Origin of the sequence: Undibacterium sp. CY21W (genome assembly GCF_014284265.1) — a bacterium.
Lineage (GTDB): Bacteria > Pseudomonadota > Gammaproteobacteria > Burkholderiales > Burkholderiaceae_D > Undibacterium > Undibacterium aquatile.
On sequence record NZ_JACOGE010000004.1, the window covers coordinates 306,146 to 323,246 of the forward strand.

Annotated in this window: 13 protein-coding genes; 10 read left to right on the forward strand and 3 right to left on the reverse strand. The window is 48.8% G+C overall.

Annotated elements, in window-relative coordinates:
- Positions 1–32: 32 nt before the first annotated feature.
- The 3 genes from H8K29_RS11735 (at position 33) to H8K29_RS11745 (ending at position 3,094) form a co-directional block, all read left to right on the forward strand.
- Positions 33–650: a hypothetical protein gene (locus H8K29_RS11735; protein ID WP_186897739.1), complete on the forward strand. Its 618-nt coding sequence runs from the start codon at positions 33–35 to the stop codon at positions 648–650.
- Positions 651–691: 41 nt separating this feature from the next.
- Positions 692–877, forward strand: coding sequence for a hypothetical protein (locus tag H8K29_RS11740; protein WP_186897740.1), 186 nt, complete (start codon positions 692–694; stop codon positions 875–877).
- 492 nt (positions 878–1,369) lie between these two features.
- Positions 1,370–3,094, forward strand: a complete 1,725-nt coding sequence (locus H8K29_RS11745) for a methyl-accepting chemotaxis protein (RefSeq protein WP_186897741.1) — start codon at positions 1,370–1,372, stop codon at positions 3,092–3,094.
- A 139-nt stretch (positions 3,095–3,233) separates the two neighbouring features.
- Here the strand turns inward: H8K29_RS11745 and H8K29_RS11750 are convergent, their stop codons facing one another.
- On the reverse strand, positions 3,234–3,476 hold the full coding sequence (locus H8K29_RS11750; protein WP_186897742.1) for a DUF4148 domain-containing protein: 243 nt from the start codon (positions 3,474–3,476) through the stop codon (positions 3,234–3,236).
- A gap of 288 nt (positions 3,477–3,764) precedes the next feature.
- On the opposite strand from H8K29_RS11750, the gene H8K29_RS11755 reads away from it, so the two are divergent.
- The 6 genes from H8K29_RS11755 (at position 3,765) to H8K29_RS11780 (ending at position 12,092) form a co-directional block, all read left to right on the forward strand.
- Positions 3,765–4,694: a LysR family transcriptional regulator gene (locus tag H8K29_RS11755; protein WP_370527175.1), complete on the forward strand. Its 930-nt coding sequence runs from the start codon at positions 3,765–3,767 to the stop codon at positions 4,692–4,694.
- Positions 4,695–5,043: 349 nt separating this feature from the next.
- Entirely contained in the window at positions 5,044–6,489 is a 1,446-nt protein-coding gene (locus H8K29_RS11760) for an efflux transporter outer membrane subunit (protein ID WP_186884490.1), read from the forward strand.
- 4 nt (positions 6,490–6,493) lie between these two features.
- Positions 6,494–7,564: an HlyD family secretion protein gene (locus H8K29_RS11765; RefSeq protein ID WP_186884491.1), complete on the forward strand. Its 1,071-nt coding sequence runs from the start codon at positions 6,494–6,496 to the stop codon at positions 7,562–7,564.
- Positions 7,561–10,338 carry a ribosome-associated ATPase/putative transporter RbbA gene (rbbA, locus tag H8K29_RS11770; protein ID WP_186897744.1) on the forward strand — a complete coding sequence of 926 codons (2,778 nt, stop codon included), beginning with the start codon at positions 7,561–7,563 and terminating at the stop codon, positions 10,336–10,338. The genes H8K29_RS11765 and rbbA overlap by 4 nt, the downstream gene beginning before the upstream one ends.
- Position 10,339: 1 nt before the next feature.
- Positions 10,340–11,467: an ABC transporter permease gene (locus tag H8K29_RS11775; protein WP_186884492.1), complete on the forward strand. Its 1,128-nt coding sequence runs from the start codon at positions 10,340–10,342 to the stop codon at positions 11,465–11,467.
- A gap of 280 nt (positions 11,468–11,747) precedes the next feature.
- Positions 11,748–12,092 carry a hypothetical protein gene (locus tag H8K29_RS11780; RefSeq protein ID WP_186897745.1) on the forward strand — a complete coding sequence of 115 codons (345 nt, stop codon included), beginning with the start codon at positions 11,748–11,750 and terminating at the stop codon, positions 12,090–12,092.
- A 102-nt stretch (positions 12,093–12,194) separates the two neighbouring features.
- Here H8K29_RS11780 and H8K29_RS11785 read toward each other — a convergent pair whose 3' ends face one another.
- Together H8K29_RS11785 and H8K29_RS11790 are read right to left on the reverse strand one after the other, a co-directional pair.
- Entirely contained in the window at positions 12,195–13,895 is a 1,701-nt protein-coding gene (locus H8K29_RS11785) for a methyl-accepting chemotaxis protein (RefSeq protein WP_186897746.1), read from the reverse strand.
- Positions 13,896–14,361: 466 nt separating this feature from the next.
- Entirely contained in the window at positions 14,362–16,062 is a 1,701-nt protein-coding gene (locus tag H8K29_RS11790) for a methyl-accepting chemotaxis protein (RefSeq protein ID WP_186897747.1), read from the reverse strand.
- A 304-nt stretch (positions 16,063–16,366) separates the two neighbouring features.
- On the opposite strand from H8K29_RS11790, the gene H8K29_RS11795 reads away from it, so the two are divergent.
- Positions 16,367–17,071, forward strand: a complete 705-nt coding sequence (locus H8K29_RS11795; RefSeq protein ID WP_186884496.1) for a transposase — start codon at positions 16,367–16,369, stop codon at positions 17,069–17,071.
- Positions 17,072–17,101 lie beyond the last annotated feature (30 nt).

The following is a 17,101-nucleotide window of genomic DNA, read 5'->3' on the forward strand; positions in this document are numbered from 1 at the left end:
GCTCAACGGGATCGGGTTACGAGGTGGTAACGGTGACAAAACCTGAGAACCTTGCGCAGTATCGCGACTGGTATAAAAATGGGTATGACGCCTGCGTCGGTTTCGCGCAAATAAGAAATCTGCCAGTCAAGCCGTTTATTGATATTCCTGCTGATTTTATTATCGATAAAGATACATACGTCAGCGATGGAAAAAATTACTCGCATACAACGGTCAGTAGCGTCATCAAGGTCGACATGACTCCGGAAAGCGGCTGTGCCTCGTCGATCGCAAAAACGGAAACATTACGTGTTGTGAACAACGGAAACAGCTATCACATTGATGTTCAGGAAAATGGCGAGCGTGTCTCGCAGCCTGTGCAAGCAGAGATTAAAGGTGGCGAGGAAAATAGCGCAATCTATACCGATGCCAAGGTGGTCAATGGCATCCCATTGAAATGCTTGCCAGAAAATGCGACGACGCAAATTGCAGGTCAGGTTTGCATGATTGAAACTCAGGGTTCTACCAAATTTATCGGCTACGACGGTAAATACGTGGCAGGTTATGTCAGGGCATTGACTGCAAAAGATCAGTTCGGTGTCGTCATTACTGAACCGGTTTCGGTGAAAGTCAGCGCGTCCATAGACCCCAAGGTTTTCAATATCAAATAATGGCACAGTTGGCGCACAGTCGATTTCAACAAGGACAAGCCATGATGGAATTTCTGGTATTTGTCGGCGTTGCAATCAGCCTTTTTTTAGGTATCTTATATCTTGGTAAATTCCATGATATTCAGGCGAATACGATCCAGGCCGCTCGCTACGCGGCATGGGAACGGACTGTGCACGATAACGCCAACTTATCAGGATTCCTGATTCGACAGCGGCTTCTGAAGTAAAGAAATTTCAGCAATACGGATGCTAAAAAATCGGTGTGATCCGATAAAAATTTTGGCACAAATACATTGTAAAAATTTAACAAATATTTACTTAAGTTAAATCTTGTGTGCTGATGTTTTTTTATGAAAATATCAGCATATTATTCCGCCTGTTCTGGCATGAATAAATAAACATCCTGTGTTTCTTTGAATCAGTTTTTTTGGACAGAACATGCCTGCTGACAATGAACTAGTGTTCATTATTTTTTTATGTGGCAGGTTGCTCTCGCGGAAATAAATGGGGGGCGTAGCGCCGGAGTTTGCGCTAATGCATAAAAAAATGAATCTGGAATATGGTACTGAAATGAAAGACATATCCAGCTTGCACAGATAGGCACAACTTGATATCGGTCAATATCGATCGCAGTGCGTCAGTCCTAGAATTGGATATGACATGCGCAAACAGTGTGTTTGTCTGACCGATCAAATTCAACAAGAAAAAGAGTCTACATTATGAAATGGTTTAACAACTTAAAAATTGCCTCCAAGTTATTGCTGTCATTTTCGATCGCAATCGTGCTGAGCATTTTTCTCGGTGTTTTTTCCATCGTCCAGTTAAGTAAGGTCAATGAAGCTGCAACTGCGGTTGCGACTAACTGGCTGCCAAGCATACAAGTCTTGGGGCGGGTAAAAATGGCGATGGCACGCATCCGCAGTTTTGAACAACAGCATATTCTGGCAACGACGCCGGAGGATATGCAGACCGCAGAAAAAAATGCTGCAAAGCAGGTCGACGATTTGATCTCTTTACAAAAAAAATATGAGTCGCTGATCAGTGAAGAAGAAGAGAAAAAGATTTATCCGGAAGTAGCAAAAAGCATTACTGTATTTCTGGCGGAGCACACCAAGATCATTGAGTATTCTTCTAAGCGGACGAAAGAAGAAGCCATTACCCTAATGCGCGGTGAATCGACAAAGGTTTATCGTGCCATGCTGGCCGAGGTGGATAAGTTGGCAGATATCAATGATGCCGGTGCTGAGAAGTCGAGTGAATTTGCTGGAAAAACTTATAGCGATTCCAGAACCTGGATCGTCGTACTGATTATCGTGATTGCGGTTCTGTCATTTACGTTCGCTTATTGGATTGCACGCTTAATCTCAGTGAAGCTGAATGAGGCTGTGACGATTGCAAATACGATTGCAGGCGGCAATCTGAATCAGCAAATTCACGTTACTTCACAAGACGAAACAGGTCTCTTGCTGCAGGCGTTAAAAGAAATGAACGGTAGTTTGCAGAATATTGTCGGCCAGGTGCGCGATGGAACAGACACGATTGCGACGGCATCGGCGCAGATCGCCAGTGGTAATCTGGATTTGTCTTCGCGTACAGAACAACAAGCAAGCTCGCTTGAAGAAACCGCATCGTCCATGGAAGAACTGACCTCCACCGTAAAACAAAACGTGGACAATGCCCGTCAGGCCAATGTGCTTGCGGTGGCAGCTTCTGAAGTTGCGGTCAAAGGTGGTGCTGTTGTTTCGCAGGTGGTCGATACGATGGGGGCGATCGATACGTCGTCTAAGAAAATTGTCGATATCATCAGCGTTATTGACGGCATCGCTTTTCAGACAAATATTCTGGCACTGAATGCCGCCGTTGAGGCCGCGCGTGCAGGTGAGCAGGGGCGGGGTTTTGCTGTCGTTGCCAGTGAGGTGCGTAGTCTCGCACATCGCTCCGCCAGTGCTGCGAAGGAAATCAAGCAGTTGATTGATGATTCCGTTAGTAAAGTTGATACCGGTAGCCGTCTGGTGGACCAGGCTGGTGTGATGATGGAAGAAATCGTTAACAGTGTGAAACGTGTCACTGACATCATGGGAGAAATTACCTCAGCCAGTATTGAACAGGAAGCCGGAATCGAACAAATTAATCAGGCGATTACGGAAATGGATACTGTTACCCAGCAGAATGCCGCACTGGTGGAAGAGGCTGCCGCTGCTGCTGCTTCTTTACAGGATCAGGCTGCAGATCTGGCGCAAGTGGTCAGCGTGTTTCAGTTGTCCGGTGGCAGTGCTATTAATCTGAAAAACACAGTAAAAGAAGTGAGAGATGCGAAGACCCAGAGCCGCATCAGCCAGGCAAAACACGAGCCTGCATTGAAGAAAAGTAAAAAGGCGACACCACAACTGACCAGCGTAAGCGCGGCTAAACCTGTCAGAAATGATGAGTGGGAAGAGTTCTGAGTTTTAAGTTCAGAATAACGATATTAAGATAAAAAATGCACTCGACATAAAATCGAGTGCATTTTTCATTTTGGCAGAGCGCTGAGAGAGCAGGCCAGTCTGGCCATTTTTCCGGTACCGGAAAAATCATGTTCGGTGCTTATTTTTTGTCAGCTTTGGCAGTTTCTTTTTTGGCTGCGTTGGCTTTTGCTAATTCAGTTTTTTGCGCTTCGTACCAAATCATTCCTTCCATACCAACTTCTTCACCCTGAGCGCGCGCCTGCACCAGTTCAGCGACAACTTCGGCACGGGTTTTAGGGGCTGGTGTTGTTGTTTCTGCTGCAAAGACTGCACTTGTGCTGAGGCTGATCAGGCCAGCAATGAATAAATATGTCGTTTTCATTTAAGTTTCCAATTCAGTTATCAAGAGTCAAAACGCCCTATCCCTGATGCTTATGCTGCCGATAGCATTGCGGCCTACATACAACCCGGTAAAAGTGGTCTTTGAGTGTGCCGAATGACGATCTATAAGGTGGGGATCTGGCTTTGTTGAATAAGCGTATTGTGTAAAAGGCTTATTGACGGACGAAGTGTAGGCTTTTCTTTTTAATCAAAAAAGACGAGTATCGGGAATATACTATTGCTTATAGCGGAACAATAAGGGGCTTGAAAAATGGACAGGCTACAATCAATGCGCATATTTTCCAAGGTCGTTGAGTTGGGCGGATTTGCCAGAGCCGCAGTTGCTCTGGAGATGTCAAATGCCGTTGTGACCCGCTACGTCGCAGACCTTGAATCACATCTCGGTACGCGCTTATTAAACCGGACTACGCGCAAATTATCGCTGACTGAAACCGGGCATGTTTATCTCGAACGCGTCCGCCAGATTTTGGCTGATATCGAAGACGCTGATGCGATTGCTGCAACATCAGCAAAAAAGCCGAGTGGCACCTTGCGGATTTATTCGGTGCCGGGCTTTGGCGTGTCACAACTGGCCCCTTTGTTGCCACTTTTTGCAAAAAAATTCCCCGATATTATTCTGGACATCAAAATTTCTTCGCATTCTATCGATATGGTGGAAGAGGGGATTGATGTTGGTTTTTTTCTTGATTTACAAAAAATCGATAGCAGCATGATCGCCCGTCAACTGGCAGCACCGGAAGTCATGTTGTGCGCGACACCTGAATATCTGCGCGTCAACGGTACACCGCAAACTTTAGACGATATCTCTCAACATCGGTGCCTGAATTATGGCTTTGATTTTATGCGTCACAATTGGATGATTCACGAGCGGGATGCGGAAGAGTTCTCTTATCCCGGGAAATCAAAACAAGCGTTAAAGCAGATACCAGTCAATAGCCGGGTTGTTTCGAATAACACAGATATTCTCCGGGAATGCGCTCTTGCTGATATGGGCCTGGTCTTGTTGCCATCCTATTCGTTGGAAAATGATATCCGCAGCGGTCGCCTGATCCGGCTGCTTCCTGATCACTTGTTTGGTAGTGTCACTATTTTCATGGCTTACCCCAGTCGTCGTTTGCTTTCTGCAAAAGTCCGAAGTTTTATTAATTTCATTGTTGAAAAATTTCCGCACGCTGGCATGACGCAGCAGACACTTTGATCTGCCATAAAAAAATTGCATGTACCCTGAGCTTGAACAGTCTGTGAAGTGATGATTTCACTTATTATTAGTTTGGCATCCTGAAGGTAGGTGTTTTAACACTGGTGTTGTATTACTTGACTCACTTGTTAAGTCAGGGGTGATGATTTTAGTCGCCGTATGTTCAGGGTATCGTTGTCAGCGAAGTTGAACCGGTATTGATCTGAGAATCAATAGTGCGGCAGAGGGAATTTCCAATAGACGTCAGGAACAAAGGTGATGAAGTATGTTGCATGGATATCGGTATCAAAAATCCCGAAATGATCGCTCTGACGATGTATCTGCCGGACTTCTTGGGCAGCTGATATCAATGACGTCAGCGACGCTGCTGCTTGCGTTGCTGGCAGGCTGTACGTTATCTGCACCGGCACCTCAATCGTCTGCATCGCCTGTTGCTGAGGTTTATACCGAGGCACCGGCGCACGATGCAGGTATTCCTGCCACTCAGATCAGTTGGCAAACGTATTTCACTGATCCGGCTCTGCGTCATCTCATTGAGCTGGCCTTAGCCAATAATCGTGACGTGCGCAGTGCCTTGTTGCGTGTGCAGGAAATGCGCGCGGCTTACGGCATACAACGTGCAGATCGTTTGCCTACGATCGCTGGCAGTCTGGATGCGACGCGTACTGCTGTGCCCGGTGATCTGAATGTATCGGGTCGGCCGGTGGTCGGTAATCAGTTTCAGCTTGGTGTTGGCTTCAGTAGCTGGGAGATTGATTTTTGGGGGCGTGTCAGCAGTCTGAATGCGGCTGCATTAGAAACGTATCTTGCCAGCGATGCGACCCGCCGTGCGACGGCGCTGAGTCTGATCACACAAGTAGCGAACAATTATCTTGCTTTGCGCGAAACGGATGAGCGTCTGATGCTGGCACAACGCACTGTCGCGAGTCGCGCCGAATCCTTGCGTATATTTCGTCGTCGTGTCGATCTGGGGGCAACTTCCAGACTTGAACTGACGCAGGTCGAGTTGTTGTCGCAACAGGCAATGGCATTGCAGGCGCAACTCGAACATACGCGTGCGACCCAGATCAATGCATTGACCTTGTTGGTGGGGCTACCACTGCAACTGCCGCCTGCGTCCGGGCAATTCAATGCTCTGCCGCCATTACCTGAATTGAAGGCTGGGTTGCCCTCAGATCTGTTATTGCAGCGACCGGACATACTCGCTACCGAGCATGCGCTGCGAGCAGCACAAGCGAATATGGCTGTCGCCCGAGCCGCATTTTTCCCCCGAATTGCCTTAACCGCATTTGCTGGCACGGCAAGTGCTGAGTTAAACGGATTATTCAGCAGTGGCAGTCAGGCATGGACTTTTTCACCGAGCATTACCTTACCGATTTTTGACAGTGGCAGACGCGAGGCAGTTACTGAAGTCGCCCGGTTGCGGCGCGAGCAGGCTGTTGCCCATTACGAGCAAACAGTGCAGGCTGCTTTCAGGGATGTTGCTGATGCTTTAGCTGCGCGCCACTGGTTGGCAGCACAGGAAGGAATCGCGCGCGAGACCCTGAAAGTACAGGCTGAGCGTGCACGGTTGGCGAAGCTACGCTATGACCATGGTTCGGCACGCTATCTGGAAGTGTTGGATGCAGAACGTGATTTGCTGTCGAGCGAGCAGCAACTGGTACAAATACATCGCGCCAACCTTTCAGCACAGGTCGCACTTTTCGCAGCACTTGGCGGCGGCAGTCAGTTTGCTGATGAATTATCTGTGTCTATTGTCGATCCCGTATCGGTGCCCAAAAACAATCAGGAATAAACGCATGAATCCGACTATCAAAAAAATCGTCTTGCTTGTTACAGTAGTTGCCATCGTAATCACTGCCTATGTTGTTTATCAGCGCCGGAACGGGGCGGATCCTAGTGACAGCGTGGTGAGCGGTAATGGTCGTATTGAAGCGACTGAAATCGATGTCGCGACCAAGCTCGGTGGGCGGGTGCAGGAGATTCTTGTTGCCGAGGGTGAGTTTGTCAAAGCAGGGCAATTGCTGGCGCGTATGCAAATCGATAGTTTGCAGGCGCAAAGAGATGAAGCCGTAGCACGTCAGCAGCAAGCTGAATATGCGGTGAAAGGTGCCGAAGCACAGGTTGCCTTACGCGAGAGTGATTTGCAGGCGACACAGGCGTTGGTGGTGCAGCGCGAAAGTGAACTCGATGCGGCACAACGGCGACTGGCCCGCTCGGAAACCCTGTTCAAAGAAGGTGCCTCATCCGGACAGGAACTCGACGACGATCGTGCACGTGTCAGCAGTGCAGCCGCCGCTCTTGCCGCCACCAAGGCACAGGTCAGGGCGGCAAATGCAGCGGTGACAGCGGCCGTGACACAAGTCACAGGAGCGCAGTCGAGCGTCCGGGCTGCCGCCGCGACCACTGCCCGCGTCGATGTTGAACTGGCTGACAGCGAATTGAAAGCGCCGCGTGCCGGGCGGGTTCAGTATCGCGTTGCGCAGCCGGGTGAAATTCTGGGCGGTGGTGGCAAGGTGCTGAATCTGGTTGATCTCTCAGATGTCTATATGACGTTTTTTGTGCCGGAAAGCGTTGCGGGGAAAGTTGCGCTGGGCAGCGAAGTACGTATTGTTCTGGATGCGGCACCGCAGTTTGTGATTCCGGCCAAAGTGTCGTTTGTCGCCAGCACGGCGCAGTTCACTCCGAAGACCGTTGAAACTGCCAGCGAACGTCAGAAATTGATGTTTCGTGTGAAAGCGAGAATTGATCGTGATTTATTGCTCAAGTACCTGCAACAGGTAAAAACGGGTTTACCTGGCGTGGCATGGATTAAGCCAGATACGCAGGCTGCATGGCCAGCATCGCTTAATTTGAAAGCGCTGCCGTGAGCCTGTCTGCTTCAACATCAACTGTCGTGCGTGGTCAAAACCTGCGGCTGAATTACGCCAAGGTTTGTGCGCTGGATGATATTACGCTGGATATCCCAGCGAATTGTATGGTGGGGATTATTGGCCCCGATGGTGTTGGTAAATCCAGCTTGTTATCGCTGATTTCCGGCGCGCGCGCCTTGCAGTATGGGCATCTTGACGTGCTCGGCGGCGATATGGCCAGCCGTCACCATCGTGAGCAGGTCTGCCCCCGCATTGCATATATGCCGCAGGGGCTCGGTAAGAATCTTTCCCCGACTTTGTCGGTTGAAGAAAACCTGCAATTCTTTGCGAGTCTGTTTGGACATGATGCGACTGAGAGCCGTCGTCGCATTGATGAATTGACGCGCAGTACCGGCTTGTCTCCTTTTCTGGATAGGCCAGCGAGCAAATTATCCGGCGGTATGAAGCAGAAACTTGGTTTGTGTTGTGCGCTGATTCACGATCCGGATTTACTTATTCTGGATGAGCCGACTACCGGTGTCGATCCGCTGGCTCGTGCGCAGTTCTGGGATCTGATTGCGCGTATTCGCGTCAGTCGTCCGGGTATGAGTGTCATCGTTGCGACGGCGTATATGGATGAAGCGGAAGGGTTTGACTGGTTGGTGGCGATGGATGATGGTCAGGTGCTGGCGACCGGAACACCTGCCGAACTGATGCAGAAAACGGCGACCCTCTCGCTGGAGGCAGCCTTCATTGGTTTGCTGCCGGAGATCAAGCGGCGTGGACACCAGCGAGTCGAAATCCCGCCGCTGACGATGGCCGACAGCGCTGCTGTCGCAATTGAGGCACAAAATCTGACGATGCGTTTTGGTGATTTTGTGGCGGTTGACCATGTCAGTTTTCGTATCCGGCGCGGCGAAATATTTGGCTTTCTCGGTTCCAATGGTTGCGGTAAATCGACCACGATGAAAATGTTGACAGGTTTGCTGCCTGCGACTGAAGGTGATGCCTGGTTGTTTGGTCAGAAAGTGAATCCACACGATATCGCGATTCGTCGTCGTGTCGGTTATATGTCGCAGTCATTTTCCTTGTATGCCGAGCTGAATGTGCAACAGAATCTGATATTGCATGCGCGCTTATTCCATGTGCCGGAATCGGAGGTAGCAGAGCGTGTGGCGGATATGGTGGCACGTTTTGATTTGCAGGATGTTGTTGACATGCTGCCGGATAAACTGCCACTCGGCATACGGCAACGTCTGTCACTGGCCGTTGCGATGGTGCATCAACCTGAATTGCTGATTCTGGATGAACCGACGTCTGGCGTTGATCCTGTCGCACGTGATAATTTCTGGCGATTGATGATAGAGCTGGCGCGGCGCGACCACGTCACTATTTTTATTTCGACTCATTTCATGAATGAGGCTGAACGCTGCGACCGTATTTCGCTAATGCATGCGGGACGCGTACTTGCCAGCGATGCACCGGCAGCATTAGTTGCACAACGGGGTGCAGCAACACTGGAACAAGCATTTATCGATTATCTGCTTGAAGCCGATGGAGGCGATGTTCCGCAACCTGTTTCTGATGCTAACGCGGTGGATAGTGTCAACAACGCCGTAATGCCTGCGTCTTCCTCCACATCAGCATCCAGCTTCAGACAACGTTGCCGGCGCAGCCTTGGACGTATCTACACCTATACCTGGCGTGAAGCACTGGAATTAAAGCGCGATCCGGTTCGCAGCACGCTGGCCTTGCTGGGATCTTTGCTGCTGATGTTTGTGATGGGGTATGGCATCAGCATGGACGTTGAAAACTTACGCTTTGCCGTACTCGACCGGGATCAAACTGTATTAAGCCAGAATTACATACTCAATCTTGCGGGATCCCGTTATTTTGTTGAGCATGCGCCGATTGCTGACTACGCAGAGCTTGACCGGCGCATGCGTAGCGGTGAGTTGTCACTGGCGATAGAAATTCCACCTGGCTTTGCCCGCGATGTAGAGCGAGGTATATCTGTGCAGATTGGTGCCTGGGTGGATGGCGCAATGCCACAACGCGCAGAAACGGTGAATGGCTATGTGCAAGGCATGCACCAGCAATGGTTCTTACAGCAGGTGCATGAACGTACCGGATCAACTTTGTCTGGCGTCACCAGTGTGGAGACCCGTTATCGGTACAACCCGGATGTGAAGAGTTTGCCATCAATGGTGCCAGCGGTGATTCCGTTATTGTTGTTGATGTTGCCTGCAATGCTGACGGCACTGGCGGTTGTGCGCGAAAAGGAGTTGGGTTCGATTATTAATTTTTATGTGACTCCGACAACGCGCAGCGAATTTTTGCTTGGCAAGCAAGTGCCGTATGTCGCGTTGGCAATGCTGAATTTTCTTTTAATGAGCCTTGCTGCCGTCACGATATTCGACGTACCCGTAAAGGGAAATTTCTTTGTTTTATTGCTTGCCGCGTGGTTGTTCAGCATTTGTTCAACGGGAATGGGGTTATTAGCTTCAGCATTGACTCGCAGCCAGATTGCAGCCATGTTTTTTACCATGATAGGAACGATGATTCCGGCTGTTCAGTTTGCCGGCCTGATCAATCCTGTTTCGTCGCTGGAAGGTATCGGGCGTCTGGTCGGACAGATTTATCCGGCAACGTATATGTTTAATATCAGCCGCGGCGTCTTTAGCAAGGCACTGGGTTTTGATGATTTGCACGCGGCATTCTGGCCCTTGTTACTGGCAATTCCCGTTATTCTCGGCGCGGCGATTGCCTTACTGAAAAAACAGGAGCGCTGATATGCAACGTCATCTGGCAAATATCTATCGTCTGGGCGTCAAAGAGTTATGGAGTCTCTGGCGTGATCCCATGATGCTGGCGCTGATTATTTATACGTTCACTGCGGCGATTTATGTGGCCGGGACGGCGATGCCGGAAACCCTGAACCGCGCACCGATTGCGATTGTGGATGAAGATGATTCTGCTTTATCAGTGCGGATCATCTCTGCATTTTATCCACCGCAATTTACCAAACCAGTACGTATCAACCAGGCTCAGGTTGACCCCGGGCTTGATGCCGGACTCTACACATTTGTTCTGATCATTCCACCTGATTTTCAGCGCGATGTTATTGCCGGGAAGGCACCTCAGCTTCAGTTGAATGTCGATGCGACGCGCATGAGCCAGGCATTTTCCGGCAACGGTGCGATACAGCAAATAATCATGGGGGAAGTCAATGAATTTGTGCAACGTTATCGTGACACGCCCATACAGCCCGTAGAACTTGCACTACGTTCGCGCTTCAATCCGGCACTCAATCCATCCTGGTTTGGCTCATTGATGGAGCTGGTGAATAACATTACGATGCTCTCAATTATTCTGACGGGCGCGGCGCTTATTCGTGAACGCGAGCATGGTACGGTAGAACATTTATTGGTGATGCCTGTGACACCGACTGAAATCATGTTGGCAAAAGTCTGGTCGATGGCATTGGTTGTGCTCGTTGCCGTGTTGGTCTCGCTGACCGTTATTATTCAAGGCGCCTTGCGTGTTCCGATTGATGGCTCCATCCCCTTATTCCTCATTGGTGTGACTTTGCATCTGTTTGCAACAACATCTATGGGAATTTTTATGGCAACTCTGGCACGGAGCATGCCGCAGTTTGGGTTGTTGATGATGCTGACGATGATGCCGCTGGAAATGTTGTCCGGTGGTATGACGCCACGCGAAAGTATGCCCGTTTTTGTTCAATGGCTGATGTCTCTGGCGCCAACGACGCATTTTACCGAGTTGAGTCAGGCCATTTTGTATCGCGGTGCCGGGTTTGAAGTTGTGTGGCGGGCTTTTTTTGCATTGTTAGTAATTGGTTCGGTGTTGTTCATGCTCTCGTTGGCGCGTTTCCGCAAAACCTTAGGGCAGATGGCTTAAATCGAAAACTAAAAAATTATTAAAACGATAAATAATAGGCTGTATTAACAAGCGTAAGCGTTGACCAAATTTAAAATTTTAAAATTAAAAAAAACGATGAAATTCAGTTTTTTTAAGAAAATAATAAATTTTTTATAATTTCAATGAAAAAAAAGTATAGTTTTTTTTAGTTTCGTAACATTACGTGTCAACCGAAGTGGCTTCCGGCTCGTTTTTCGACTCATAGAATCTTTGCCCGTACTTTTAACGCAGCGGAGATTCCCCAACAGGAGTCTGAAAAATGATTTACGAAATTTTGGTTCGCCCTTCCGATAATAAAAAGATGACGTCTGACAATCTGATCTGGATTGAGACCGATATGCCTTCCCGTTCCTTTGAAAAATGGATGCGTGATCGTGCATTGTTAGATGGAAGTGGACATGCGCCTATCGTTCGCTGGAGTATCGTACAGACTCAGCGTCCAGCGCATTTCAAATTGGCGACCCAGGCTAAAGCGTTGAAAAGCCGTATTTCAGAATTAATGAGCGGCATCGCGGAAGTAACAGCGGTTCCAGATGCGACGAAAGCATTGAGTGCGTTCCGCCTGAAAGCAAAAACACCAGAATTGGCTGGCGCGTTCCACTAAGTACGATGCCGCATAAAAAAAGCACGACAGACAGCAATGTCGATCGTGCTTTTTGTGTTTTGACAGTATTAACGCGGAACGTTCAGCGTTAATACATGCCGGTCAGAATTCTTCCCAGTCCTGATTTGAGTTTGATGCCGTCGTGATTTGTTTGCGAGGTGCAGGTGCAGCTTTGACCGGACGCACCGCCGCAGTGGCTGGTTTCAGCGCACGTGCCGGTGTTTTGACCGGTGTGCTGGCCGTTTGCAGCTGCGCCGCAATTTTGAACTGCGCCACGACTTGCGTCAGATTATCAGATTGTTCACGCATACTTTCCGCCGCAGCAGCCGCTTCCTCAACCAGCGCAGCATTCTGTTGCGTCATCTCATCCATTTGATTGATCGCCATATTCACTTGCTCAATACCAGCGCTCTGTTCCTGACTGGCAGAACTGATTTCCGACATGATGTCAGCGACACGCTGCACGCTGGTCACGATTTCCTGCATCGTGCTACCGGCGTTATCCACCAGACGACTACCGTGCTCCACTTTACTGACAGAGTCATCAATCAACTGCTTAATCTCTTTCGCTGCCGAAGCACTACGCTGTGCCAGATTACGCACTTCCGATGCAACCACTGCGAAACCACGACCCTGTTCACCCGCACGAGCGGCCTCGACGGCTGCATTCAACGCCAGAATATTCGTCTGAAAGGCAATCCCATCAATCACCGCAATAATATCGACAATCTTATTCGAGCTGGCCTTGATTGAACCCATCGTTTCGACGACCTGATCAACGACTTCTCCCCCTTTAATCGCCACACCCGTTGCCGTCACCACCAACTGATTTGCCTGACGCGCATTGTCCGCATTTTGTTTCACTGTTGAAGTCAGCTCTTCCATCGAAGATGCCGTCTCTTCGAGCGAACTGGCCTGAGATTCAGTTCTGGACGATAAATCAGCATTACCGGAAGCGATTTCAGCAGCGGCAACATTAATCGCGTCGGTGCCATTACGCACATCGGCAATCACATGACTCAGACCGCTGCTGACACCGTTAATGGCAGTGATCAAGGTACCGATTTCATCGTTACGGTGAACGTCAACGACCTCCGTCAAATCGCCCATCGCCATTTTCTGAGCGACATTCGTTGCCTGAATCAAGGGTTCTGTAATCGAACGGGTGAGCAGCCAGCCGGTGACGATAGCCAGAGTGGTGGTGAGAAGAATCAAAACGATGAGTAAAGTACGGCTGCGTTCGTAATTCGCCTGAATCTCTGCGGCCATTGCGTCGATCTGTGAGCGTTGCAGTGCCTGCATTTCTTCTACTTTTTTCACATAGCTTAGCGCAGTCGGCATGAATGTCTTTTCAAGTAACTGGTTCGCTTCGTCGGTATTTCCCTCTTTTTTCAGTGCCACGACTTTATTACGTGTGGACAAATAGGCTTCACGAAGTTTTTCAACTTCTTTCAATAGTTTAATTTCTTGATCACTTTGAAGTTGTTTTACGATCAATTTGAATAAGTCGGCTGATACTTTAGTTGACTCAGCCCCTTCTGCCTCAAAAAAAGCGGCTAAAGAAGGGTCACTACTTTTCGCGATTGCGGCTGTCCTGCGGATTGCTGTGTGTATATAGCGATACCAATCGCTGATCAGGCGTTCGGTTGCAAGAGGTTCTTCTAATAAGGTTTTGGTCGATGTGGCAACTGTGTTGAGTTGTGTTAAGCCGACCAACGTAGCGAAAATAGAAAAGACGAGGATAAGGGCGAAGCCCAGGCCTAGTCGTTTTCCGACGGAGAGCTGTTTGAGCAGTGAGTTCATATATATTCCATTTCTCTAATGCATGAGGTGCACTGATTGAGGATTGTTGTAATGTGATGATTGCGAGGGTATTCGGATATGAAAGAAAAAACATTGCCGCAATTGCTGCGGTTTCATATGTCCCGCATTATATTCGTTAACCAGCGAAGGACATAGGACGTTTTTTTGTTCCAAAGCAACATCGTGATCTATATAGTTTTGTGTAGGTTTTTACTTCACCGGGGCTTTGCTGGATTGTTGAAAAATATTATTGAGCCTTTTTAATTTAGCTGTTCTCTTCAGCTTAGCAAGCTCTGATGCACTGATGGCCTGACGTATATTCAGTCAGTGATCGGCGTTGTTAACGAATGCGCTTTCATATTTTTCCACGATGCCGCATAAAAAAGCACGACAGACAGCAATGTCGATCGTGCTTTTTGTGTTTTGACAGTATTAACGCGGAACGTTCAGCGTTAATACATGCCGGTCAGAATTCTTCCCAGTCCTGATTTGAGTTTGATGCCGTCGTGATTTGTTTGCGAGGTGCAGGTGCAGCTTTGACCGGACGCACCGCCGCAGTGGCTGGTTTCAGCGCACGTGCCGGTGTTTTGACCGGTGTGCTGGCCGTTTGCAGCTGCGCCGCAATTTTGAACTGCGCCACGACTTGCGTCAGATTATCAGATTGTTCACGCATACTTTCCGCCGCAGCAGCCGCTTCCTCAACCAGCGCAGCATTCTGTTGCGTCATCTCATCCATTTGATTGATCGCCATATTCACTTGCTCAATACCAGCGCTCTGTTCCTGACTGGCAGAACTGATTTCCGACATGATGTCAGCGACACGCTGCACGCTGGTCACGATTTCCTGCATCGTGCTACCGGCGTTATCCACCAGACGACTACCGTGCTCCACTTTACTGACAGAGTCATCAATCAACTGCTTAATCTCTTTCGCTGCCGAAGCACTACGCTGTGCCAGATTACGCACTTCCGATGCAACCACTGCGAAACCACGACCCTGTTCACCCGCACGAGCGGCCTCGACGGCTGCATTCAACGCCAGAATATTCGTCTGAAAGGCAATCCCATCAATCACCGCAATAATATCGACAATCTTATTCGAGCTGGCCTTGATTGAACCCATCGTTTCGACGACCTGATCAACGACTTCTCCCCCTTTAATCGCCACACCCGTTGCCGTCACCACCAACTGATTTGCCTGACGCGCATTGTCCGCATTTTGTTTCACTGTTGAAGTCAGCTCTTCCATCGAAGATGCCGTCTCTTCGAGCGAACTGGCCTGAGATTCAGTTCTGGACGATAAATCAGCATTACCGGAAGCGATTTCAGCAGCGGCAACATTAATCGCGTCGGTGCCATTACGCACATCGGCAATCACATGACTCAGACCGCTGCTGACACCGTTAATGGCAGTGATCAAGGTACCGATTTCATCGTTACGGTGAACGTCAACGACCTCCGTCAAATCGCCCATCGCCATTTTCTGAGCGACATTCGTTGCCTGAATCAAGGGTTCTGTAATCGAACGGGTGAGCAGCCAGCCGGTGACGATAGCCAGAGTGGTGGTGAGAAGAATCAAAACGATGAGTAAAGTACGGCTGCGTTCGTAATTCGCCTGAATCTCTGCGGCCATTGCGTCGATCTGTGAGCGTTGCAGTGCCTGCATTTCTTCTACTTTTTTAATGAAGGTGGCCGACGCAGGTATAAACACTTTTTCCAGAACTTTGCTTGCTTCTTCTGCATTGCCTGCTTTTTTTAATGCACTTATCTGATCCCGTGACGATAAATAGCCAGCTCGCAATTGCTCAACTTCTTTCAGCATTTTTTTCTCTTGCTCGCTTTGGAATTTTTCTGTAATTCCCTTAAGTAGTGCCGACGAGTTCTTAGTGGACTCTGCTTGTTCTTCTGCAAAAAAAGCAGCTAGAGAAGGATCGCTGCTTTTCGCGATCGCTGTTGCACGACGTATGCCGGAGTGGATATTACGGTACCAGTCGCTGATCATACGTTCGGCAGCAAGGGGCTCTTCCAGTAAGGTCTTCGTTGAGGTCGCGACATTGTGCAATTGTGTTAAGCCGACCAACGTGGCGAAAATGGAAAAGACGAGGATAAGGGCGAAGCCTACGCCTAGTCGTTTTCCGACGGAGAGCTGTTTGAATAGTGAGTTCATATGTATTCCATTTTTCTAATGCAAGAGACGCATTGATTGAGGATTCTTTTATTTGGGTATGATGAAAATCGGATATGAAAAAAGCAGTGATACGAACACTGCAGCGTCATACGAGATCAAATTATATGGGGGAACTACTTACGTAATTGCACTGATTTTTTGTTTCGGCGCAATTCCAATGTAGATAAAAGAAATTGTGTCTCTATTTATCCGCATTGTCTTATCCGGCTTCTTCAATTCAAATCAGTCATAAGATTTATGCGGCCTTGTTTTACAATGAGTTTTTTGAGCACAGATAACTGTTATGGCAAGGCTACCCCGTTTAGTAATTCCTCAGACTTTGCATCACGTATTACAGCGGAGCCATGAAGGGATACTGTTATTCAGGGATAACGAGGATTACACGACTTTTCTGAGTTGGCTTGCGCAGGCGGCAAAGCAGTTTCAAGTTGCGATCCACGCTTATATTTTGATGCCGGATCATTTTCATCTTTTACTGACACCCTCAGATGAACAGGGTTTGAGTAAATTTATGCAATGGGTGGGGCGTTACTACGTACCTTATTTCAACCGGAAATATCAGCGATCCGGGAGTCTGTGGCAGGGACGATATAAAGCGACCGTGTTGGAGGCAGAGCGGCATTTCCTGCAGTGCAGTTTGTATGTGGAGGGCAGCCCCCTGCGTAGTGGATTGGTTACCGATGCGAGTGAGTATCCGTGGTCAAGTTACCAGCATCATATCGGACAGAGGACAGATCCTCTGGTATCAGATCATCCCATATTTTGGGCTTTGGGAAATACACCCTTTCAACGGGAAGCAAATTACAAGGAAATGATGAGCCAATCCTTATCTGTCGCGGATATGGCACAGTTAGACAATGCTGTGCAAAAAGGATGGTTGCTGGGATCAGCGTCGTTTCAGAAAGAAATCAGCAAGTTGACTGAGCGGCGCGTCGCTCCGGCGAAGCGTGGACGACCAAGAAAAATGCCAAAGGCCCCGATAGACTGACGTTGTGTGAAATCGACTCGGATTAAGACA